The 21279-nt window shown below is 67.5% G+C and carries 17 protein-coding genes; all 17 read left to right on the top strand.

The features are described 5' to 3' along the window. The first annotated feature begins 30 nt into the window (after window positions 1-30). On the top strand, window positions 31-540 hold the full coding sequence (locus EV670_RS14300; RefSeq protein WP_242617002.1) for a pilus assembly protein PilP: 510 nt from the start codon (window positions 31-33) through the stop codon (window positions 538-540). A gap of 23 nt (window positions 541-563) precedes the next feature. Further along, window positions 564-2738 (top strand): type IV pilus secretin PilQ, encoded by a 2175-nt coding sequence (locus EV670_RS14305; protein WP_130433256.1) that lies wholly within the window; start codon window positions 564-566, stop codon window positions 2736-2738. 63 nt (window positions 2739-2801) lie between these two features. After that, window positions 2802-4439 (top strand): carboxypeptidase-like regulatory domain-containing protein, encoded by a 1638-nt coding sequence (locus EV670_RS14310; protein ID WP_130433258.1) that lies wholly within the window; start codon window positions 2802-2804, stop codon window positions 4437-4439. A 62-nt stretch (window positions 4440-4501) separates the two neighbouring features. Continuing rightward, entirely contained in the window at window positions 4502-5044 is a 543-nt protein-coding gene (locus tag EV670_RS14315) for a shikimate kinase (RefSeq protein WP_130433811.1), read from the top strand. Window positions 5045-5106: 62 nt separating this feature from the next. Next, a complete protein-coding gene (aroB, locus tag EV670_RS14320) occupies window positions 5107-6216 on the top strand; it encodes a 3-dehydroquinate synthase (RefSeq protein WP_207225086.1) in 1110 nt (369 codons plus the stop codon). Window positions 6217-6227: 11 nt separating this feature from the next. Further along, complete coding sequence (locus EV670_RS14325) at window positions 6228-7361, top strand: deoxyguanosinetriphosphate triphosphohydrolase (protein WP_130433262.1); 1134 nt, start codon at window positions 6228-6230, stop codon at window positions 7359-7361. A gap of 226 nt (window positions 7362-7587) precedes the next feature. Beyond that, window positions 7588-8715 (top strand): porin, encoded by a 1128-nt coding sequence (locus EV670_RS14330; RefSeq protein ID WP_130433264.1) that lies wholly within the window; start codon window positions 7588-7590, stop codon window positions 8713-8715. A 111-nt stretch (window positions 8716-8826) separates the two neighbouring features. After that, entirely contained in the window at window positions 8827-9498 is a 672-nt protein-coding gene (locus EV670_RS14335) for a transposase (RefSeq protein ID WP_130433266.1), read from the top strand. A gap of 146 nt (window positions 9499-9644) precedes the next feature. Next, window positions 9645-14390 carry a glutamate synthase-related protein gene (locus EV670_RS14340; RefSeq protein WP_130433268.1) on the top strand — a complete coding sequence of 1582 codons (4746 nt, stop codon included), beginning with the start codon at window positions 9645-9647 and terminating at the stop codon, window positions 14388-14390. A gap of 32 nt (window positions 14391-14422) precedes the next feature. Next, entirely contained in the window at window positions 14423-15889 is a 1467-nt protein-coding gene (locus EV670_RS14345) for a glutamate synthase subunit beta (RefSeq protein ID WP_130433270.1), read from the top strand. A 393-nt stretch (window positions 15890-16282) separates the two neighbouring features. Continuing rightward, window positions 16283-17176: an ABC transporter ATP-binding protein gene (locus tag EV670_RS14350; protein ID WP_130433272.1), complete on the top strand. Its 894-nt coding sequence runs from the start codon at window positions 16283-16285 to the stop codon at window positions 17174-17176. Next, window positions 17173-17970 (top strand): lipid asymmetry maintenance ABC transporter permease subunit MlaE, encoded by a 798-nt coding sequence (mlaE, locus tag EV670_RS14355; protein WP_130433274.1) that lies wholly within the window; start codon window positions 17173-17175, stop codon window positions 17968-17970. The genes EV670_RS14350 and mlaE overlap by 4 nt, the downstream gene beginning before the upstream one ends. Before the next feature lie 16 nt (window positions 17971-17986). Then, window positions 17987-18463 carry an outer membrane lipid asymmetry maintenance protein MlaD gene (gene mlaD, locus EV670_RS14360; protein ID WP_130433276.1) on the top strand — a complete coding sequence of 159 codons (477 nt, stop codon included), beginning with the start codon at window positions 17987-17989 and terminating at the stop codon, window positions 18461-18463. Window positions 18464-18465: 2 nt separating this feature from the next. Further along, a complete protein-coding gene (locus EV670_RS14365) occupies window positions 18466-19278 on the top strand; it encodes an MlaA family lipoprotein (protein ID WP_130433278.1) in 813 nt (270 codons plus the stop codon). Between the two features lie 56 nt (window positions 19279-19334). Next, a complete protein-coding gene (locus EV670_RS14370) occupies window positions 19335-19961 on the top strand; it encodes an MlaC/ttg2D family ABC transporter substrate-binding protein (RefSeq protein WP_130433280.1) in 627 nt (208 codons plus the stop codon). A 17-nt stretch (window positions 19962-19978) separates the two neighbouring features. Next, a complete protein-coding gene (locus EV670_RS14375) occupies window positions 19979-20245 on the top strand; it encodes an STAS domain-containing protein (RefSeq protein ID WP_130433282.1) in 267 nt (88 codons plus the stop codon). 81 nt (window positions 20246-20326) lie between these two features. Beyond that, window positions 20327-21277 (top strand): transaldolase, encoded by a 951-nt coding sequence (gene tal, locus EV670_RS14380; protein ID WP_130433284.1) that lies wholly within the window; start codon window positions 20327-20329, stop codon window positions 21275-21277. The last annotated feature ends 2 nt before the right edge of the window (window positions 21278-21279 follow it).

Raw genomic sequence — 21279 nt, forward strand, 5'->3', positions numbered from 1 at the left:
GTGAGATCGCGCTGGCCGCTGGCCGCGCCTCTGGTGCTGGCCGCAGTTTTCGGATTGAGCGGCTGCAGCGGTGACGAGCAGGAACTCGACGCCTGGATGGCGCAGCAGAAGCGAGAGGTGCGCCCGAGCGTGCCGCCGCTGGTGCCGCCCAAGCGTTTTGACCCGCAGCCCTATATGGAGGTCTCAGCGGTCGAGCCCTTCAGCGCCCAGAAGCTGACGGTCGCGCTCAAGCAGGAGCAGCGCCAGCCGAACTCGATGCTCGCCAGCGAGATGAACCGCCGCAAGGAGCCGCTCGAGGCCTATCCGCTCGATTCGATGCGGATGGTCGGCAGCGTCACGCGCCTGGGTCGCCCGTCCGCGCTGCTCAAGGTGGACAACCTCATCTACCAGGTGAAGTCCGGCGATTACCTCGGCCACAACTACGGCAAGGTCGTCGGCATCAGCGAGACCGAAGTCACTTTGCGAGAAATCGTGCAGGACGCGGCGGGCGAGTGGATCGAGCGCCCGACAGCCCTTCAGCTCCAGGAGAAGGGCCGATGAAGAACGTTCAGGAGAGACAGATCATGAATTACTTGCGGGCACCCGCCGTCGCGCTCGCGCTGTTCTGTGCCGCCGTTGGCGCATGGGCGCAGAACTCGATCATTGCGGTCAACAGCAGCCAGCAGGGCGGCGTCGACGTCGTTCGCATCGAGCTCAGCGAACCGCTGACCGTCGTGCCGCAGGGTTTTGCGGTGCAGACCCCGCCGCGGATCGCGATCGATCTGCCGGGCGTCGCCAATGGCCTCGGTCGCAACAGCGTCGATCTCAACCAGGGCGTGCTGCGCGCGGTCAACGTGGCGCAGGGCGGAGACCGGACCCGGCTCGTTCTGAACCTGAAGACGGCCTCCAGCTACCAGGCGCAGCTGCAGGGCAAGACCCTGCTGCTGTTCGTCCAGCCCTCGGGCGCCGTGCCCGCAGCGTTGCCGGCGACGGCGGCTGCAGCCGGGGCCGTGGTTCCCGCAGCGAGCAAGACGACCCAGTTTGCCGACAGCCTCAACAGCGCGCCGCAGTCGCTCAAGGGCATCGATTTCCGCCGCGGCAACGATGGCGCGGGTCGGGTTGTCGTCGACCTGCCGAGCAACCAGATCGGCGTCGACATCCGCCAGCAGGGTCAGTCCCTGGTGGTCGAGTTCAAGAAGTCGACCGTGCCGGCCAGCATGGCGCGCAAGCTCGACGTGACCGACTTCGGCACGCCGGTCAAGACCGTCTCGACCTTCCAGACCGGCGAGAACATCCAGATGGTGGTCGAGCCGACCGGTGTCTGGGAGCACAGCGCCTACCAGACCGACACGCAGTTCGTGCTCGAGGTGCGTCCCCAGAAGGCCGATCCCAACAAGCTCACGCAAGGCCCGGGCTACGCGGGTGAGAAGCTCTCGCTGAACTTCCAGAGCATCGAGGTCCGGGCGCTGCTGCAGGTGATCGCCGACTTCACGAACTTCAACGTCGTGACCAGCGATACCGTCACCGGGACCGTGACCTTGCGTCTCAAGGACGTGCCCTGGGACCAGGCGCTCGACATCATCCTGCAGGCCAAGAACCTGGGCGTGCGCAAGAACGGCAACGTGCTGTGGATCGCGCCGAAGGACGAGATCCTTGCTCGCGAGAAGCTCGAGCTGGAATCGAAGCAGCAGGTCGCGCAACTCGAGCCGGTGCGCACCCAGGCCTTCCAGATGAACTACACCAAGGCCGAGGAAGTGGCCAAGGGACTGACCGGGCAGCAAGGCAGCGGTGGCGGTGGTGGTGGCAACGCCAGCCGGATCCTGTCGCCGCGCGGCAGCGTGATCTTCGAGACCCGCACCAACCAGCTCTTCGTCAGCGACATTCCCTCCAAGCTCGAGGAAGTGGCGCAGATGATCGCGCGCATCGACATACCGGTGCGCCAGGTGCTGATCGAGGCGCGCATCGTCGAGGCCTCCGATACCTTCGGTCGTTCGCTGGGCGTCAAGCTCGGCGCCCTGGACCTGCGCGCCCAGCAGGGTGGCGTGCCGGGTTGGGGTGGCACCAACCGCGTGGCCGTTGGCGGCAACTACCTGGGCGTGGGTCAGAGCACGCTGCAGACCTCGAACACGGCCGGCCAGTTCGTGCCCAACTCGTATTTCGTGAACCTGCCTGCGATCGGCATCAACAACTTCGAGGCGGCGAGCTTTGCCATCTCGCTGTTCAGCCAGGCCGCCAATCGCTTCCTGAACCTCGAGATCTCGGCGCTCGAGGCCGACGGCAAGGGCAAGGTCGTCTCGAGCCCGCGAGTGATCACCGCCGACCAGGTCAAGGCGCTGATCGAACAGGGCACCGAGATTCCGTACCAGACCGCCACCTCCAGCGGCGCGACGGCAATCCAGTTCCGCAAGGCGACGCTGAAGCTCGAAGTGATCCCGCAGATCACTCCGGAAGGCAACATCATTCTCGACGTCGATGTCAACAAGGACAGCCCGGGAGCGACCACCGCCGCCGGCATCCTGATCAACACCAAGCACGTCAGGACCCAGGTGCTGGTCGACAACGGCGGCACCGTCGTCATCGGCGGCATCTTCCAGGTCGAGGAACAGATCGACACGACGCAAGTGCCGCTGCTGGGTGACATCCCCTACGTCGGCAACCTGTTCAAGACCCGCACCCGTCGCCAGAACAAGACCGAGCTGCTGGTGTTCATCACGCCGAAGGTCGTGACCGATCGCTCGTCCGCGACCAGCACGCGCTGATCGCCCGTCCCGCGATTGCAGCAGCAACCGATACGCAGAGAGATTCAAATGAGCAAACGATGGATGCAGTGGTTGGTGGCCTTGGCCGGCGCGGCGCTGATGGCGGCGTGTGGCGGAGATGGTGACGGCGGCTGCTCGTTGTATACGGGTGGCTCGGGCAACTCCTGCGGCTCGACGGCGCCGACGGCGGCCAACCTGATCATTGCGCTGGACAAGAGTTCGGTCGCCAACACCGGTTCCGACAACGTTGTCGCCACCATCACTGCGACCGACGCCAACAACAACACCGTCAGCGGTGCCGGTGTGCTGGTCACGGCTGATGCCGGTGCGGTGGTCGCCTCCAGCGCCGCCACTACCGGCACCGATGGCAAGCTGACCGCCACCGTGTCGATCGGCGCCGACCGCTCGAACCGCACGATCACCATCACCGCCAAGAGTGGCTCGGTGACCAACACCGCCACGTTCCAGGTCAGCGGCGCTCGGCTGACCGGAACGCTGGTGCCCGCCGTCGTGGCCCCCGGGGCCGGCGGCCAGGTGCAGTACCGCCTGGTGGATCAAAGTGGCAGCCCGATGGCGAACCAGTCGATCACGGTGACCGCGGCCGGCCTCACGCCGCCCGAAGTCACGGCGAGCACCGGTACCAATGGCGAGTATGTGTACGCCTACACCGCACCGGCGACCAGCGGCAGCTTCACCGTCACTGCCTCGGCCGGCGGTGTCGGTGACAGCCAGTCAGTGCAGGTGCAGACCGTCAGCACGATCCCGCCGGTGACGGCGACGATCACCTCGGCCTCGGTGTCGGCCAACCCGAGCGTCGTCGGCGTCAACACGACCAGTGCGCCGACGGCCAACCGCTCAGAGATCCGCGCGCTGTTCCTCGGCGCCAACAACCTGCCGATCCCGAATGTCCGGGTGCGCTTTGACCTCGACAGCGACGTGAACTCGATCGGTGGCACTTTCAGCACAGACACCTCGATGGTGTACAGCGACGCGAACGGCCTGGCACTGTCGTCGTACATCCCCGGAACACGTTCTAGCCCGACCAAGGGCCTTACGGTGCGAGCCTGCTACAGCGAGACCGACTTCGCGGTGGGCGCCTGCCCGAACTGGACAACCGTGGCGCTCACCGTGACGGCCGAGCCGCTGGGTGTATCGATCGGTACCAACGCCCTGATCAGCAGCACCAACGACAACCTGCTCTACGTCAAGAAATTCATCGTCCAGGTCGTCGACTCGGCCGGGCGCGCCAAGGCCGACGTCGATCTCGCGGTCTCGGTCGATCTGCCGCGCTTCCGCAAGGGCAGCTATATCGCTGGCACCGATGGCTGGATTCAGAACGAAACCTCGGTCTGTGACAGTGAAGACGTCAACCGCAACGGGGTGCTAGAGGCGGGCGAGGACATCAATGGCAACGGCTCGCTGCAGCCAGGCAAGTCGGACGTCAGCGTCATGCTGCTGCAGACCAAGACGCGGGCCGACGGTACCGCCGAACTGCAGATTCAGTACCCGCAGAGTTTCGGTTCCTGGGTCGATGCTGTCGTCACGGTGAGCGCCTCAGGTGTGTTGGGCACCGAGGGCCGCACGACCGCCGTCGTTGCGCCAGTGCCGGTCGACGCCACTTCGGTGAAGAATAAGGACGTCCCGCCGGCGTTTGTCACCAGCCCCTACGGCATCCAGGCCGGCTGCGCCAACCCGAACTGATCTCAGCAGGCTTCGTGTCATCGAGTGGTGGAGGGATCCAACGCCCGATCGCCCTGATCGGCATGCCCGGCGGCGGCAAGTCCTCCGCCGGGCGCCAGATCGCCGCGCGCCTGCACTGGCCCTTCTTCGACAGCGATGCGGTGATCGAGCACAAGCTCGGTTGCCGCATTCGTGATTTCTTCGAGCGCGAAGGCGAAGAGGCCTTTCGTGACGTGGAGCAGCAGGTGCTCGCCGACCTGCTCGCGACCAGCCGGGCGGCGGTCATCGCCACCGGTGGCGGCGCGGTGCTGCGGCCGGCCAATCGCATGGCGCTGAAGGCGGGCGCCTCAGTCGTCTATCTGCGTTCCTCGCCCGACACCCTGCATCGCCGTCTGCGCCATGACACGCAGCGGCCGCTGCTGCAGGTGAGCGATCCCCGAGCGCGCCTGCGCGAACTGTTTGCGCAGCGCGATCCGCTCTACCTGGAGACAGCGCACCACGTGATCGAGACCGGCCGCCCGCCGATGTCGACACTGGTGGCGATGGTGCTGATGCAACTCGAGATGGCCGGCGTGATCGACATCGACGCGGCTGCCTCGCCGGTCGACCCCAACCCGGGCAGCTGAGCCGGTCATGGGCTCCGTCACGAACGCCGGCCGATAAACTCGGCGCGGTGAGCCCCCTCGACATTGACCCCACGCCCCAGTCTTCCGCGCGCGAGCGCGTCCGCCTCGACCTCGGCCCGCAGTCCTATGACGTCCTGATAGGCCGCGGTCTGCTGGAGGATCCTGCGAGCTGGGAGGGACTGCCGAACTCCGCGACCGCGCTTGTCGTCAGCAACACTACGGTCGCGCCGCTCTATGCCGCACGCCTCGAAGCCGTTCTGCGCGCGCGACACCGGCAGGTGCTGCGGCTCGAGTTGCCGGACGGCGAGTCCCACAAGGACTGGGCCTCGTTGAATCTTGTTTTCGACGCGCTGCTTGCCGGGCAGGCCGACCGCAAGACCGTGCTGTACGCCCTGGGCGGCGGCGTGGTCGGCGACATGACGGGCTTTGCCGCGGCCTGCTACATGCGCGGCGTGGCCTTCGTGCAGGTACCGACCACACTGTTAGCGCAGGTCGATTCCTCGGTCGGTGGCAAGACCGGGATCAACCATCCGCTCGGCAAGAACATGGTCGGCGCGTTCCACCAGCCGCTGCGGGTGGTGGCCGACCTCGACACGCTCGCGAGCCTGCCGCCGCGCGAGTTCAGTGCCGGCCTGGCGGAGATCATCAAGTACGGGCCGATCGCCGACATGGTGTTCTTCGACTGGCTCGAGGCCAACATCGATGCGCTGCTGGCGCACGACGACCGCGCCCTGAGACACGCGATCCGGCGCTCCTGCGAGATCAAGGCGCAGGTCGTGCAGCTCGACGAGCGCGAGTCCGGCCTGCGCGCGATCCTCAACTTCGGCCACACCTTCGGTCATGCCATCGAGGCTGGCCTGGGCTACGGCGAGTGGCTGCATGGCGAGGCCGTGGGATGCGGCATGGTGATGGCGGGCGAGCTGTCCGTGCGCCTGGGCCTGGTCGAGGCCGGCTTCGTCGAGCGCCTGAGGCGGCTCGTGCAGCGGGCACGCCTGCCGACGATCGGGCCTGCGCTGGGCACGCGGCGCTACATGGAGCTGATGCAGGTGGACAAGAAGGCCGAAGCAGGCGAGGTTCGCTTCGTCGTCATCGACGGCCCGGGGCGGGCGCGGATGGCGCCGGCGCCGCAGGCGTTGGTGGCCGAAGTGCTGACGGCCTGCACTGCCCCCTGAGCGGCACTTCGATGCAGCTCGCGGTCTACGCCTGCGACCCGCTGCGCAGCCGCGGTCGACGCATTCCGGAGCCGGCCGCACCGACGCGCACCGAATACCAGCGCGACCGCGACCGCATCGTCCACTCGACGGCGTTTCGGCGCCTTGTCTACAAGACGCAGGTCTTCGTCAACCACGAGGGCGATCTCTACCGCACCCGCCTGACGCACTCGCTCGAGGTGGCCCAGCTGGCACGTTCGATCGGCCGCAGCCTGGCGCTCAACGAGGATCTGGTGGAGGCGATCGCCCTCGCGCACGACCTTGGTCACACGCCCTTCGGCCACGCGGGGCAGGACGCGTTGCACCAGTGCATGCAGGGCCACGGTGGCTTCGAGCACAACCTGCAGTCGCTGCGGGTGGTCGATCGGCTCGAGGAGCGTTACGCGGCCTTCGACGGGCTCAATCTCAGTTTCGAGACCCGCGAGGGCATTCTCAAGCACTGCTCGCGCGCCAATGCCGAGCGGCTGGAACGCGAGGAGCCGCGCGGCGTCGCCGAGCGCTTCCTGCGCGGCACGCAGCCGAGCCTCGAGGCGCAGCTGGCGAACCTCGCCGACGAGATCGCCTACAACGCGCACGACGTGGATGACGGCGTGCGATCCGGGCTGCTGACGCTGGAGCAGCTCGAGTCGGTCGACCTGGTCGCACGTGCGCTGGCGCAGGTTCGAGGCGAGCACGCCGGGCTCGGCGGGCGCCGCCTGCTCTTCGAGGCGCTGCGACGCATGCTGTCGATCCAGGTCTATGACGTGATCGACGCCACCCGCGAGCGCTTGAGGGTGGTGGCACCCGCCAGCGTCGACGCGGCCCGCGCGGCGCCGCCGCTTGTAGCGTTCTCGCCGGAGATGCGAGATGCAAGCCGGCAGCTCAAGCGCTTTCTCTTCGCCAACCTTTACCGTCACCCGCAGGTGGAGCGAACGACAGCGCGCGCGCGCCTGGTCGTCTCGACCCTGTTCGAGGCCTACAGTGCCGAAGTTCCAGCCGAAATCGACCGCGTGATGCTCGAGCGTGACGGCACTCCGCGTGCGATTGCCGACTTCATCGCCGGCATGACCGACCGCTATGCCGGTGTCGCGTACGAGCGTGTCACAGGACATCGAGCCTTTGCCTGAGCCGAGTGGCGCAGGCGCCTGGCGGTCGCTTGCGGGATCGGGCTTGCGCTTCGGGCCGATCCCGGGCTCGTTGCCTGTCACCAAATTGCAACAGCGATCCACATCCCGGATGTCGACCGAATCGGCCCAAAGTTATAGTGCGCTGGACAGTCAGTCGGGCTCGGCCCGCTCTGTGCCCGGCGCCCGCCACGGGTGCGACACAAACTACGAAGCTAGGAGATTCCTGATGAAGAAGAAACTTGTCGCTCTCGCTGCGCTGTCGGCGATTGCCGGTGCAGCCCAGGCTCAGTCGAGCGTCACCCTGTACGGCATCGTCGACGTTGCCTACCGCTACACGACCAACCATGGTCCCGCGGTCGACAACGGTCAGAGCCTGAGCAAGGTCATCGGCGGCGGCATGTCGCAAAGCCGCTGGGGCGTCAACATCAACGAGGATCTGGGCGGCGGACTGCGCGCGCTGGCCAACCTCGAGCAGCGTTTCACGCCTGACAACGGCGCCCTCAACGGCAGCGGTACCGGCCAGCAGTTCCAGCAATCGTGGGTCGGCCTGCAGAGCAGCAGCCTCGGCCGTCTGACGATGGGCCGTCAGTACAACGTGCTGTTCGACGTCACGACCAGCACCTTCGCAAGCTTCAAGTACTCGCCGTACATCGAGGCCTACAAGCCCGAAGTTGCGATGGCGCTTGGCGTTCGCAACGACAACATGGTGAAGTACACCTTGTCGCTCGGTGGCTTCACCGGTGAACTGCAGGCCAGCGCCGGCGAAGGCAGCGACACGACCTTCGTGAAGTCCATGGGCGGCATGGCCAAGTACACCTTCGGGCCTTTCGCCGTGGGTGGTGGCTACCTTCAGCGTGAGGGCGCTAACGCGACGACCACCGACCTGAAGGCTGAGAGCTGGATCATCGGCGGTGCCTGGACCAGCGGCCCGATCTACCTGAGCGGTGGCTACGCCGAGAGCAGCTTCGACCAGGGTGTGCCGGTTGCCCTGTTCCTGGTTGGCACTGGCGCAGACAATGTTTTCAGCTACACCAACAGTCCGTTGGCTGGTGTCAACGTCGAGTCGCGCGAGATGTACTTCGTGAACCTGAACTTCCAGGTGACTCCGGCGCTCAACCTGGGCGCTGCGTACTGGAACCTCGAGGACACCTTCTACTCGCCGCTGAGCGGCAGCCCGCAGGGTGATTTCATGGCCTTCATCGCGCAGTACGCCTTCTCCAAGCGCACCGATGCCTACGTCGGCCTCGACTACACGAAGGTCAAGGGCCCGATCTCCTTCACCAGCACCTCGGGCGCCGTCAACAACGCGGACGACCGCACCGGCTTCATGGTCGGCCTGCGTCACCGCTTCTGATCGGCGGGTCTCCCGCGCAAGGCTTGGCGCCTCGGCGCCGGGCAGATCGAAAGGGCACCCTCGGGTGCCCTTTTTCATTGGACGGCAGAACGCGCTTGGCGCACTTGCTTCATGGCCCGTCAACCTCGCGCCGTCTTCGGCGGCCTGCCTCACCTGCTTTCATTGCGGGTTCAGCACCAACAGACGCTGGCGGCTGACGACGCCGACCGCGCCGCCGCCCTGCACCTTTTGAGCGACAGCATGCGCAGCGCCGACGTGCTGATGCACGCCTACGGCCTCGACGACCAGCAGGTCGAACTGGTGGTCACACCGCCGTCGGCCGAGGTGCTGAGTCGTGCCATGCAGGGCTTTGCGCGCCGCCACGCCGCTGCCTTCAATCGCCGCCACGGACGCCGCGGGTCTCTCTGGGCAGGGCGCTTCGAAGCGGCCGCCCTGGAGAGTGAGCCCTGGCTGTTGCGCGCGATGCTGCGGGTCGAGCAAGCGCCCACTGGCGGATGGCGTGGTGTTTCGAGCGCGGCGCACCATTGTGGGTTGGTCGCCGACGCCCGCATCAGCGAGCCGGCGGTCTTCTGGGCGCTGGGCAACACGCCCTTCGAGCGTGATCAGCGCTACCGTGCGGCGCTGTCCGAGCCGTTGCCCCAAATGTGGCGCGCCTCGATGGACGAGGCCTTGCGCGGCGGATGGCCGCTGGGCTCGGCGGCCTTCGTTGCCAGGTTGAGCGAGCAGATCGCTCGGCCGCTCAGTCGCCGCTTGCCGGGGCGTCCGCGTTCGGCCGCCTCGTAAGTGGGCACACTTCAATATGTCCCTGATTTATCTTGGTGCATTTCTGTTGCATCAATATTCGTATCTGACCCCATTTATTAGCGGTTGATGCGATTGCTGCGCCGCAGTACGCTTCGCGCTCGTCTGCTTTGTCCAGGGAGTGCGCCATGAGCCGCGACGCCGCCAGCCAACAAGAAATCGATGCATTGCGGGCCGCCGGCCTCTACGACCCGTCCAATGAGCACGACGCCTGCGGCGTCGGCTTCGTCGCCCACATCAAGGGGCAGAAGGCGCACTCGATCGTCGAACAGGGTCTGAAGATCCTCGAGAACCTCGACCACCGTGGCGCAGTCGGTGCCGACAAGCTGATGGGCGACGGCGCCGGCATCCTGATCCAGATCCCGGACGAGTACTACCGCGCCGAGATGGCTGCCCAGGGCGTGACCCTGCCGCCGCCCGGCGAATACGGCGTCGGCATGATCTTCCTGCCCAAGGAGCACGCCTCGCGTCTGGCCTGCGAACAGGAACTCGAGCGCGCGGTCAAGGCCGAGGGCCAGGTGCTGCTCGGCTGGCGCGACGTGCCGGTCGACCGCGAGATGCCTATGTCGCCCACGGTGCGCGCCAAGGAGCCGGTCCTGCGCCAGATCTTCATCGGCCGCGGCACCGACGTCATCGTGCCCGACGCGCTCGAGCGCAAGCTCTACGTGATCCGCAAGACCGCCTCGGCGGCGATCCAGCGCCTGAAGCTCACGCACAGCCGCGAGTACTACGTGCCCAGCATGAGCTGCCGCACGATCATCTACAAGGGCCTTCTGCTGGCCGACCAGGTCGGCAAGTACTACCTCGACCTGCAGGATCCGCGCGTGACCTCGGCGCTGGCGCTGGTGCATCAGCGCTTCTCGACCAACACCTTCCCGGAGTGGCCGCTGGCGCACCCGTACCGGATGGTCGCGCACAACGGCGAGATCAACACCGTCAAGGGCAACTTCAACTGGATGCGCGCGCGCGAGGGCGTGATGAAGTCGCCGGTGCTTGGCGACGACCTCGCCAAGCTCTACCCGATCAGCTTCGAGGGCCAGTCCGACACCGCCACATTCGACAACGCGCTCGAACTGCTGACGATGAGCGGCTACCCGCTCGCCCACGCCGCGATGATGATGATTCCCGAGGCCTGGGAGCAGCACACGACGATGGACGTGCGCCGCCGTGCCTTCTACGAGTACCACGCGGCGATGCTGGAGCCCTGGGACGGCCCGGCGGCGATGGTCTTTACCGATGGCAAGCAGATCGGGGCCACGCTCGACCGCAACGGCCTGCGCCCGGCGCGCTACATCGTCACCGACGACGACATCGTCGTGATGGCCTCGGAGTCCGGCACGCTGCCGATTCCCGAGAACAAGATCGTCAAGAAGTGGCGCCTGCAGCCGGGCAAGATGTTCCTGATCGATCTCGAGCAAGGCCGCATCGTCGACGACGAGGAACTGAAGAACCAGTTCGCCTCGGCCAAGCCCTACCGGCAGTGGATCGAGAACGTGCGCATCAAGCTCGACGCGATCCCGGTCACGGCCGAGCCGCAGACATTCAAGGAGAGCCTGCTCGACCGCCAGCAGGCCTTCGGCTACACGCAGGAGGACCTGAAGTTCCTGCTCAGCCCGATGGCACAGGCCGGCGAGGAAGGCATCGGCTCGATGGGCAACGACTCGCCGCTGGCGGTGCTGTCCGACAAGAACAAGCCGCTGCCGAACTACTTCAAGCAGCTCTTCGCCCAGGTCACGAACCCGCCGATCGACCCGATCCGCGAGGCGATCGTGATGTCGCTCAACAGCTTCGTCGGCCCCAAGCCGAACCTGCTCGACATCAACGCGGTCAACCCGCCGATGCGGCTGGAGGTGACGCAGCCGATCCTCGACTTCGACGACATGGCGCGCCTGCGCGCGATCGAGGCCCACACCGGCGGCAAGTTCAAGCCCTACGAACTGGCGATCGTCTACCCGTTGGCCTGGGGCCGCGAGGGCGTCGAGGCCAAGCTCGCGTCGCTGTGCGCCGAGGCGGTCGATGCGATCCGCACCGGCCACAACATCCTGATCATCAGCGATCGCAGCATGGACCGCGGCCAGCTCGCCATTCCCGCGCTGCTGGCGCTGTCGGCCATTCACCAGCACCTGGTGCGCGAAGGCCTGCGCACCACCGCCGGCCTCGTCGTCGAGACCGCATCGGCGCGCGAGGTGCATCACTTCGCCACGCTGGCCGGCTACGGCGCCGAGGCGATCCATCCGTACCTCGCGCTCGAGACGCTGGTCGCGCTGCACGCCGAGCTGCCGGGCGAGCTGAACGGCGACAAGGCGATCTACAACTACGTCAAGGCGGTCGGCAAGGGCCTGTCGAAGATCATGTCCAAGATGGGCGTGTCGACCTACATGTCCTACTGCGGCGCGCAACTGTTCGAGGCGATCGGGCTCGACAAGGTGCTGGTCGAGAAGTTCTTCCGCGGCACCGCCTCGCAGGTCGGTGGCATCGGCATCTTCGAGGTGGCCGAAGAAGCGCTGCGCATGCATCGCGCCGCCTTCGGCGACGACCCGGTGCTGGCCTCGATGCTGGACGCCGGTGGCGAGTACGCCTGGCGCGTGCGCGGCGAGGAGCACATGTGGACGCCGGACGCGATCGCCAAGCTGCAGCACGCCACGCGCGCCAACAAGTTCGAGACCTACAAGGAGTACGCGCAACTCATCAACGACCAGAGCCGGCGTCACATGACGCTGCGCGGCCTGTTCGAGTTCAAGTTCGATCCGCTGCGCGCGATTCCCGTTGCCGAGGTCGAGCCGGCCGCCGAGATCGTCAAGCGCTTTGCCACCGGCGCCATGTCGCTCGGCTCGATCAGCACCGAGGCTCACAGCACGCTGGCGGTGGCGATGAACCGCATCGGCGGCAAGAGCAACACCGGCGAGGGCGGCGAGGATCCGGCGCGCTATCGCAACGAGCTCAAGGGCATCCCGATCGCCGACGGCACCAAGCTCAGCGAGGTGGTCGGCGCCAAGGTCATCGCCGCCGACTACGCGCTGAAGGCCGGCGACTCGCTGCGCAGCAAGATCAAGCAGGTCGCCTCGGGCCGCTTCGGCGTCACCACCGAGTACCTGGTCAGCGCCGACCAGATCCAGATCAAGATGGCGCAGGGCGCCAAGCCGGGCGAGGGCGGCCAGTTGCCGGGCGGCAAGGTCAGCGAGTACATCGGCATGCTGCGCTACTCGGTGCCGGGTGTGGGCCTCATCAGCCCGCCACCGCACCACGACATCTACTCGATCGAGGACTTGGCGCAGCTGATCCACGACCTCAAGAACGTGAACCCGCGCGCCGGCGTCAGCGTCAAGCTGGTCAGCGAAGTGGGTGTCGGCACCATCGCCACCGGCGTGGCCAAGGCCAAGGCCGACCACGTGGTGATCGCCGGCCACGATGGCGGCACCGGCGCCTCGCCGTGGAGCTCGATCAAGCATGCCGGCACGCCCTGGGAACTGGGCCTGGCCGAGACCCAGCAGACCCTCGTGCTCAACCGCCTGCGTGGCCGCATCCGCGTGCAGGCCGACGGCCAGATGAAGACCGGTCGCGATGTCGTGATCGGCGCGCTGCTCGGCGCCGACGAGTTCGGCTTCGCCACCGCGCCGCTGGTGGTCGAGGGCTGCATCATGATGCGCAAGTGCCACCTCAACACCTGCCCGGTCGGCGTCGCGACGCAAGACCCGGTGCTGCGCGCCAAGTTCACCGGCAAGCCCGAGCACGTGGTGAACTACTTCTTCTTCGTCGCCGAGGAAGTGCGCCAGATCATGGCGCAGCTGGGCATCCGCAAGTTCGACGAGCTGATCGGCCGCGCCGACCTGCTCGACACCAGGAAGGGCATCGAGCACTGGAAGGCGAAGGGTCTCGACTTCAGCCGCGTCTTCCACCTGCCGGCGGCACCTGCCGAGGTGGCGCGGCGCCAGGTCGACGAGCAGGACCACGGTCTCTCGCGCGCGCTCGACATCAAGCTGATCGAGAAGTGCCTTCCGGCGCTCGAGCGCGGCGAGAAGGTCCAGTTCATGGAGGAGACGCGCAACGTCAACCGCACGGTCGGCGCGATGCTCTCCGGCGAGCTGATCCGGCGTCGGCCCGAGGGCCTGCCGGACCACACGATCTTCATGCAGATGGAGGGCAACGGCGGCCAGAGCTTCGGTGCCTTCCTCGCCAAGGGCATCACGCTGTACCTGATCGGCGATGCCAACGACTACACCGGCAAGGGCCTCAGCGGCGGCCGCGTCGTCGTGCGGCCGAGCATCGACTTCAGAGGCGATGCCACCGCCAACATCATCGTCGGCAACACCGTGCTCTACGGCGCCACCAGCGGCGAGGCCTTCCTGCGCGGCGTGGCCGGCGAGCGCTTCGCGGTGCGGCTGTCGGGCGCGACCGCGGTGGTCGAGGGCACCGGCGACCATGGCTGCGAGTACATGACCGGCGGCACCGTCGTTGTGCTCGGCAAGACCGGCCGCAACTTCGCGGCCGGCATGAGCGGCGGCGTGGCCTATGTCTTCGACGAGGACGGCTCCTTCGCCAGGCGTTGCAACACCTCGATGGTGGTACTCGAGAAGGTGCTGGCGGCCGACGAGCAGCGCGCCACGCAGGACGCTGCGACCTTCCACAAGGGCGTCGCCGACGAGGTGCTGCTGCGCAAGCTGGTCGAGGACCACCACCGCTGGACCGGCTCGCTGCGGGCGCGCGAGATCCTCGACCACTGGGCCGGTGCGCGCGAGAAGTTCGTGAAGGTCTTCCCGAGCGAATACAAGCGCGCGCTCAAGGAGATGGGGGCGACCCAGGAGGCTGACGCGACCATCGCCAAGGCCAAGGCGCCGAGCTCGGCCAAGGGTGGCAAGGCCGTCGCGGCCAAGTGATCAGCGAAGCAACGAATCAATCGATCAAGAACATGGGCAAGATCACCGGCTTCCTCGAATACGAGCGGCTCGAAGAGGGCTACCGCCCCGTGGCCGAGCGACTCAAGAACTACAAGGAGTTCGTCATCGGCCTGGCCGATGACGAGGCCAAGGTTCAGAGCGCGCGCTGCATGGACTGCGGCACGCCGTTCTGCAACAGCGGCTGTCCGGTCAACAACATCATTCCGGACTTCAACGACCTGGTGTTCCGCGGCGACTGGCGCAACGCGATCACGGTGCTGCACTCGACCAACAACTTCCCCGAGTTCACCGGCCGCGTCTGCCCGGCGCCCTGCGAGGCGGCCTGCACGCTCAACGTCAACGACGATCCGGTCGGCATCAAGAGCATCGAGCACGCGATCATCGATCGCGCCTGGGCCGAGGGTTGGGTCGTGCCGCAACCGCCGAAGGGCAAGACCGGCAAGACCGTTGCCGTGGTCGGCTCCGGGCCGGCCGGCCTGGCCGCCGCGCAGCAGCTGGCGCGTGCCGGCCACGAGGTGACGGTGTTCGAGAAGAACGACCGCATCGGCGGCCTGCTGCGCTATGGCATCCCGGACTTCAAGATGGAGAAGTCGCACATCGACCGCCGCGTCGAGCAGATGCAGGCCGAGGGCGTTCGCTTTCGCACCGGCGTGCTGGTCGGCCACCTGCCCGAGGGCAGCAAGGTGACCAACTGGGCCAAGGAGATCATCAGTGCCGACGAGCTGAAGGCCGGCTTCGACGCGGTGCTGCTGAGCGGCGGCGCCGAACAGAGTCGCGACCTGCCGGTGCCCGGCCGCGACCTCGATGGCGTGCACTTCGCGATGGAGTTCCTGCCGCAGCAGAACAAGCTCAACGCGGGCGACAAGCTCAAGGGCCAGCTGCGGGCCGACGGCAAGCATGTGATCGTCATCGGCGGCGGCGACACCGGCAGCGACTGCGTGGGCACCAGCAACCGCCACGGCGCCAAGAGCGTGACCCAGTTCGAGCTGATGCCGCAGCCGCCGGAAGAAGAGAACCGGCCGCTGACCTGGCCCTACTGGCCGATCAAGCTGCGCACCAGTTCCAGCCACGAAGAGGGCTGCGAGCGCGAGTTCGCGATCACGACCAAGGAACTGGTCGGCGAAAAAGGCAAGCTCAAGGCGCTCAAGACGGCCCGCGTCGAATGGCAGAACGGCAAGATGGTCGAGGTGCCGGGTTCCGAGCAGATCTGGCCGGCCGAGATGGTGCTGCTGGCGATGGGCTTCGTCAGCCCGGTCGGCTCGGTGCTTGAGGCCTTCGGCGTCGACAAGGACGCGCGCGGCAACGCCAAGGCAGGCACCGAGCTGCTCGACGGCTACCGCACCAACGTCGACAAGGTCTTCGCCGCCGGTGACATGCGGCGCGGCCAGTCGCTGATCGTCTGGGCGATCCGCGAGGGCCGCCAAGCTGCACGGGCGGTCGACGAGTACCTGATGGGTGCGAGCGACCTGCCACGTTGAGGCGCGGCCCTCGCGGCTCGCCCTGTGGGCGAACGATGGTCGCGCATCGCCTGCGGCGATGCTCGGCGCGAAGGCCGCCAGGCTGCACGGGCGGTGGACGAGTACCTGATGGGCGCGAGCGATCTGCCACGTTGAGCCGCGGCCCTCGCGGCTCGCCCTGTGGGCGAACGATGGTCGCGCATCGCCTGCGGCGATGCTCGGCGCGAAGGCCGCCAGGCTGCACGGGCAGTCGATGAGTACCTGATGGGCGCGAGCAAGCTGCCGCGTTAGGCGGCGGTTGCAACCTGTCACGCTATTGGCGGCCGCCGGGCCGCCCGCCCGACGCATGTCGGTGCTTTCCCCTATCATTCGGATGCCGGTGTCCTCGACACCGGCATTTGTTTGTTGGTGCCCATGAGCGAACTCGCGCTGTCAGAGTCCCGGGCCGGGTCGGCCCCGGCGCCCGGCGCTTCCCCCGTTGCTGCCCCCCCGACGCCCCTGATCGAACTGCGGGGCGTCAGCTGCGGCTATGGCGACCGCGTCGTGCTGCGCGATGTCGACATCAGCGTGCCGCGCGGCACGGTGGTGGCCTTGATGGGTACCTCCGGCGGCGGCAAGACCACCGTTCTGCGCCTGATCGGCCGCCAGATCGGCGTGATGAGCGGGCAGGTGTTCTTCGACGGCGTCGACATCGCCACGCTCGACCGCGACGGCCTCTACGCCGCGCGCCGCCGCATGGGCATGCTGTTCCAGCAGGGCGCGCTGTTCACCGACCTCTCGGTGTTCGACAACGTCGCTTTCCCGCTGCGCGAGCACACCGACCTCGACGAGGAGATGATCCGCGACCTGGTGCTGATGAAGCTCGAGGCGGTGGGGCTGCGCGGCGCGCGCGACCTGATGCCGAGCCAGGTCTCGGGAGGCATGAGCCGGCGCGTGGCGCTGGCGCGCGCGATGGCGCTCGACCCCGAGCTGATGCTCTACGACGAGCCCTTCGCCGGCCTCGATCCGATCTCGATGGGCGTTGCCGCGACGCTGATCCACGACCTCAACGAGGCGCTCGGCGCCACCAGCATCGTCGTCTCGCACGACGTCGACGAGACCTTCTCCATCGCCGACCACGTGGTCTTCATCGCCAACGGCGGCGTTGTCGCCCAGGGCACGCCGGCCGAGATGCGCGCCAGCACCGACCCGCTGGTGCGCCAGTTCGTCGATGGCAAGGCCGATGGCCCGGTGCGCTTTCACTATGCCGCGCCGTCGGCGGCCGATGACTTCCGCGTCAAGGCGGCCGACGGCGACGCCAAGCCATGAGCGAGCCCTCACCCTACCGCTTCGGGCCTTCGGCGCTCGGCTTCGCCGTGCGCGCCAAGCTCGAGGACCTCGGCGCCGGCGCGCGCCTGTTCGCGCGGCTGTGCCTGTTGCTCGGCAGCGTGCTGCGCCGGCCGCGGCTGCTGGTCGACCAGATCCATTTCCTCGGCAACCACTCGCTGGCGATCATCACCGTCTCCGGCCTGTTCGTCGGCTTCGTGCTCGGCCTGCAGGGCTACTACACGCTGCAGCGCTATGGCGCGGCCGAGTCGCTCGGCCTGCTGGTGGCGCTATCGCTGGTGCGCGAGCTCGGGCCGGTGGTCACCGCGCTGCTGTTCGCGGGCCGCGCCGGCACCTCGCTGACCGCCGAGATCGGCCTCATGAAGGCCGGCGAGCAACTGGCGGCGATGGAGATGATGGCGGTCGATCCGGTGCAGCGGGTGCTGGCGCCGCGCTTCTGGGGCGGCGTGATCGCGCTGCCGCTGCTGGCGGCGGTGTTCTCGGCGGTCGGCATCATCGGCGGCTGGGCGGTCGGCGTACTGCTGATCGGCGTCGATGCCGGCGCCTTCTGGTCGCAGATGCAGGGCGGCGTCGACGTGTTCAAGGATGTGGGTAACGGCGTCGTCAAGAGCATCGTGTTCGGCTTTACCGTCAGCTTCGTCGCGCTGTTGCAGGGCTATGCCTGCCAGCCCACGCCCGAGGGCGTGTCGCGCGCGACCACCCGCACCGTGGTGGTGGCATCGCTGGCGGTGCTGGCGCTCGACTTTGTGCTGACCGCGATGATGTTCAGCGTCTGAGGGGTAGGGAAGAACAATGCAGAAATCCAAGAACGACCTCTGGGTCGGCCTGTTCGTGCTGATCGGCGCGGCGGCGATCCTGTTCCTGGCGCTCAAGGCCGGCAACCTGCTGAGCCTGAGCTTCGACGAGAGCTACCGCGTCGACGCCCGCTTCGACAACATCGGCGGCCTCAAGGTGCGCGCGCCGGTCAAGAGCGCCGGCGTGGTGGTTGGCCGCGTGGCGTCGATCAGCTTCGACGACAAGACCTACCAGGCGCAGGTGCAGATCGACTTCGACAAGCGCTTCAGCTTCCCCAAGGACAGCTCGGCCAAGATCCTCACCGCCGGCCTGCTCGGCGAGCAGTACATCGGCATCGAACCCGGCGCCGAGGAGAAACTGCTCGCCGCCGGCGAATCGATCCGCATGACGCAGTCGGCGGTGGTGCTCGAGAACCTGATCAGCCAGTTCCTCTACAACAAGGCTGCCGACGCCGGGGACGGGGCCAAGAAGTGAGGATGAGCACGCCGGCCCGCTGCCTGCGCGCACTGGCCTGGGTGCTGCTCGCCGCATGGCTGGGCGGCTGCGCCACGGTCGATCGCCCGGATCCGATCGAGCCCTACAACCGCAAGATCTTTGCCTTCAACGAAGGCGTGGACAAGTATGCGATCGCACCGGTGGCGACCGTCTACCGCGAGCTGACGCCGCAACCGGTGCGGGTCGGCGTCGACAACTTCTTCCACAACTTCCAGGACGCCTGGTCGGCGGTCAACCTGCTGCTGCAGGGACGCATTGCCGACGCCGGCAACGACCTGATCCGCTTCGGCCTCAACAGCACCTTCGGCTTTGGCGGCATCATCGACTGGGCCGGCGAACTGGGTCTGGAGCGCCACGATGCAGACTTCGGCATCACGCTTGGCCGCTGGGGCTTCGAGCCGGGGGCCTACATCGTGTGGCCGATCCTCGGGCCCTCGACGGTGCGCGACACGGTCGGCCTGCCGGCCGACATCTATTTCTCGCCCGACCAGCAGGTCAACTCGGTGGCGCTGCGCAATTCGCTGTCGGGGCTGCGCATCATCAATGCCCGCTCCCAGTTGCTGGCGGCCACCCGCCTGCTAGACGACATCGTGCTCGACAAATACACCTTCGTGCGCGACGCTTATCTGCAGCGCCGGCGTAACCTGATCTACGACGGCGAACCGCCGGATCGAGAAGAACCCGAGATACCACCCGCCGAGCCGCGCCTCGCCCCCGACCTGCGACCCGAGCCACCCGCGTCGCCGCCGAGCGCTCCGGTGCCCGGTGCACCGGCCTCGGGCCCCGCACGTTGAACACACAGCGGCGGTTCGCGCCGCCCACTCCGTCGATCGAGATGATGAATGCCATGATGAACCTGAACCGACGCCGCTGGATCGGCGCGCTCGCCCTGAGCCTGGGTCTGCTGCCGCTGGCCGCGCTGCACGCCGAGCCGGTCGCGCCCGACGCGCTGATCAAGCAGGTCTCCGATGACGTGATCGACGCGGTCAAGGCCGACAAGGCGATCCAGGCCGGTGACGTCAAGCGCATCGTCGCGCTGGTCGATGCCAAGGTGCTGCCGCACGTCAACTTCGAGCGCATGACGGCCTCCGCGGTCGGCCGCTACTGGCGCCAGGCCACGCCCGACCAGAAGCAGCGGCTGCAGGCCGAGTTCAAGCAACTGCTGGTGCGCACCTACTCGGGCGCGCTGACCCAGGTCAAGGACCAGACCGTCGAGCTCAAGGCGATGCGCGGCAAGCCGGAAGATCCCGAGGTCATCGTGCGCACCGAGGTGCGCGGCCGTGGCGACCCGATCCAGCTCGACTACCGCCTCGAGAAGGTCGGCGAGGGCTGGAAGATCTATGACGTCAACGTGCTCGGCGTCTGGCTGGTCGAGAACTACCGCAACAGCTTCGCGCAGGAGATCAGTGCCAACGGCATCGACGGCCTGATCGCCAAGCTGGCCGAGCGCAACAAGGCGGCGGCCGCCAAGAGTTGAGCGCGGAGGCGATCGCGATGCTGCTGCTGCCCGAGTCGCTCACCGCCCGCGAGGCGCGCGACACGCTGCGCCTGCTCAGGGTCGCGCTCGAGCGCGAGGGCGGCGAGCGGCTGCTGGTCGATGCGATGCCGTTGCAGCGCTTCGACTCCAGCGCGCTGGCGGTGCTGCTCGAGTGCCGGCGCCTGGCCCAGGCCTGGGGCAAGCGCTTCGAACTGCGCCATCCGCCGACGGCACTGCTGCGGCTGGCCAGGCTCTACGGCGTCGAGCAGCTGATCACGGGCTGAGCGCCCACGGCGCGCCGAGCGGCAGGGCGCCGCAGGTACCATCGGTGCGACGCCCGCACGGGGCAATTGCATCCTGGCGCCATGGCCTCGCAACTCGACCAGCTCAAGCAGTTCACCACGGTGGTTGCCGACACCGGGGACTTCCTCCAGCTCGCCGCCTATGCGCCGCGCGACGCCACCACCAATCCGAGCCTGATCCTCAAGGCCGTCAAGCAGCCGGCCTACGCGCCGCTGCTGGCGCAGACCGTCGGCGCCCATCGCGGCCAGCCGCTGGCGGCACTGGTCGATCGCGTGCTGGTGCGCTTCGGCTGCGAGATCCTGAAGGTGGTTCCGGGCCGCGTCTCGACCGAGGTCGACGCCCGCCTGAGCTTCGACACCGCCGCCACCATCGCGCGCGCGCAGCGCCTGGTCCAGATGTACGAGTCCGAGGGCATCGGCCGCGAGCGGGTGCTGATCAAGATGGCTGCTACCTGGGAAGGCATCCAGGCGGCCAAGGCGCTCGAGCACCTGGGCATCCACTGCAACCTGACGCTGCTGTTCTCCTTCTCGCAGGCGGTGGCCTGCGGCGAGGCCGGCGTCACGCTGATCTCGCCCTTCGTCGGCCGCATCTACGACTGGCACAAGAAGCAGGCCGGCGCGGCCTGGGACGAGGCGGCCCAGGCCGGTGCCAACGACCCAGGCGTTGCTTCCGTGACGCGCATCTGGCGCTACTTCCGCAAGTTCGGCATCGACACCGAGGTGATGGGTGCGAGCTTTCGCAACACCGGCCAGATCGTGGCGCTGGCCGGTTGCGACCTGCTGACGATCAGCCCGGAGCTGCTCGGCCAGCTGCAGCAGTCCGAGGCACCGCTGCGGCGTGCGCTCGACGAGGTCGACGCCAAGGCTTGCGATGCGCGCGCCGTCAGCTACAACGAGGCGAGCTTCCGCTTCGCGATGAACGAGGATGCGATGGCGGGTGACAAGCTGGCCGAGGGCATCCGCCTGTTTGCCGCCGACACCCGCGCGCTCGACGCGCTGATCCAAGCTGCCTGAGG

The sequence above is a fragment of the Rivibacter subsaxonicus genome, from assembly GCF_004217215.1.
GTDB classification, from domain to species: Bacteria; Pseudomonadota; Gammaproteobacteria; order Burkholderiales; family Burkholderiaceae_C; genus Rivibacter; species Rivibacter subsaxonicus.

Excerpts from the sequence above, each read along its gene's own strand:
- EV670_RS14375 (WP_130433282.1), top strand. The coding sequence starts at position 19,979 with ATGCTGCTGCTGCCCGAGTCGCTCACCGCCCGCGAGGCGCGCGACACG.
- EV670_RS14305 (WP_130433256.1), top strand. The coding sequence starts at position 564 with ATGAATTACTTGCGGGCACCCGCCGTCGCGCTCGCGCTGTTCTGTGCC.
- EV670_RS14335 (WP_130433266.1), top strand. The coding sequence starts at position 8,827 with ATGGCCCGTCAACCTCGCGCCGTCTTCGGCGGCCTGCCTCACCTGCTT.
- EV670_RS14340 (WP_130433268.1), top strand. The coding sequence starts at position 9,645 with ATGAGCCGCGACGCCGCCAGCCAACAAGAAATCGATGCATTGCGGGCC.
- EV670_RS14330 (WP_130433264.1), top strand. The coding sequence starts at position 7,588 with ATGAAGAAGAAACTTGTCGCTCTCGCTGCGCTGTCGGCGATTGCCGGT.
- EV670_RS14310 (WP_130433258.1), top strand. The coding sequence starts at position 2,802 with ATGCAGTGGTTGGTGGCCTTGGCCGGCGCGGCGCTGATGGCGGCGTGT.
- EV670_RS14365 (WP_130433278.1), top strand. The coding sequence starts at position 18,466 with ATGAGCACGCCGGCCCGCTGCCTGCGCGCACTGGCCTGGGTGCTGCTC.
- mlaD (WP_130433276.1), top strand. The coding sequence starts at position 17,987 with ATGCAGAAATCCAAGAACGACCTCTGGGTCGGCCTGTTCGTGCTGATC.
- EV670_RS14325 (WP_130433262.1), top strand. The coding sequence starts at position 6,228 with ATGCAGCTCGCGGTCTACGCCTGCGACCCGCTGCGCAGCCGCGGTCGA.
- EV670_RS14345 (WP_130433270.1), top strand. The coding sequence starts at position 14,423 with ATGGGCAAGATCACCGGCTTCCTCGAATACGAGCGGCTCGAAGAGGGC.
- EV670_RS14350 (WP_130433272.1), top strand. The coding sequence starts at position 16,283 with ATGAGCGAACTCGCGCTGTCAGAGTCCCGGGCCGGGTCGGCCCCGGCG.
- EV670_RS14370 (WP_130433280.1), top strand. The coding sequence starts at position 19,335 with ATGAACCTGAACCGACGCCGCTGGATCGGCGCGCTCGCCCTGAGCCTG.
- tal (WP_130433284.1), top strand. The coding sequence starts at position 20,327 with ATGGCCTCGCAACTCGACCAGCTCAAGCAGTTCACCACGGTGGTTGCC.
- EV670_RS14315 (WP_130433811.1), top strand. The coding sequence starts at position 4,502 with ATGCCCGGCGGCGGCAAGTCCTCCGCCGGGCGCCAGATCGCCGCGCGC.
- mlaE (WP_130433274.1), top strand. The coding sequence starts at position 17,173 with ATGAGCGAGCCCTCACCCTACCGCTTCGGGCCTTCGGCGCTCGGCTTC.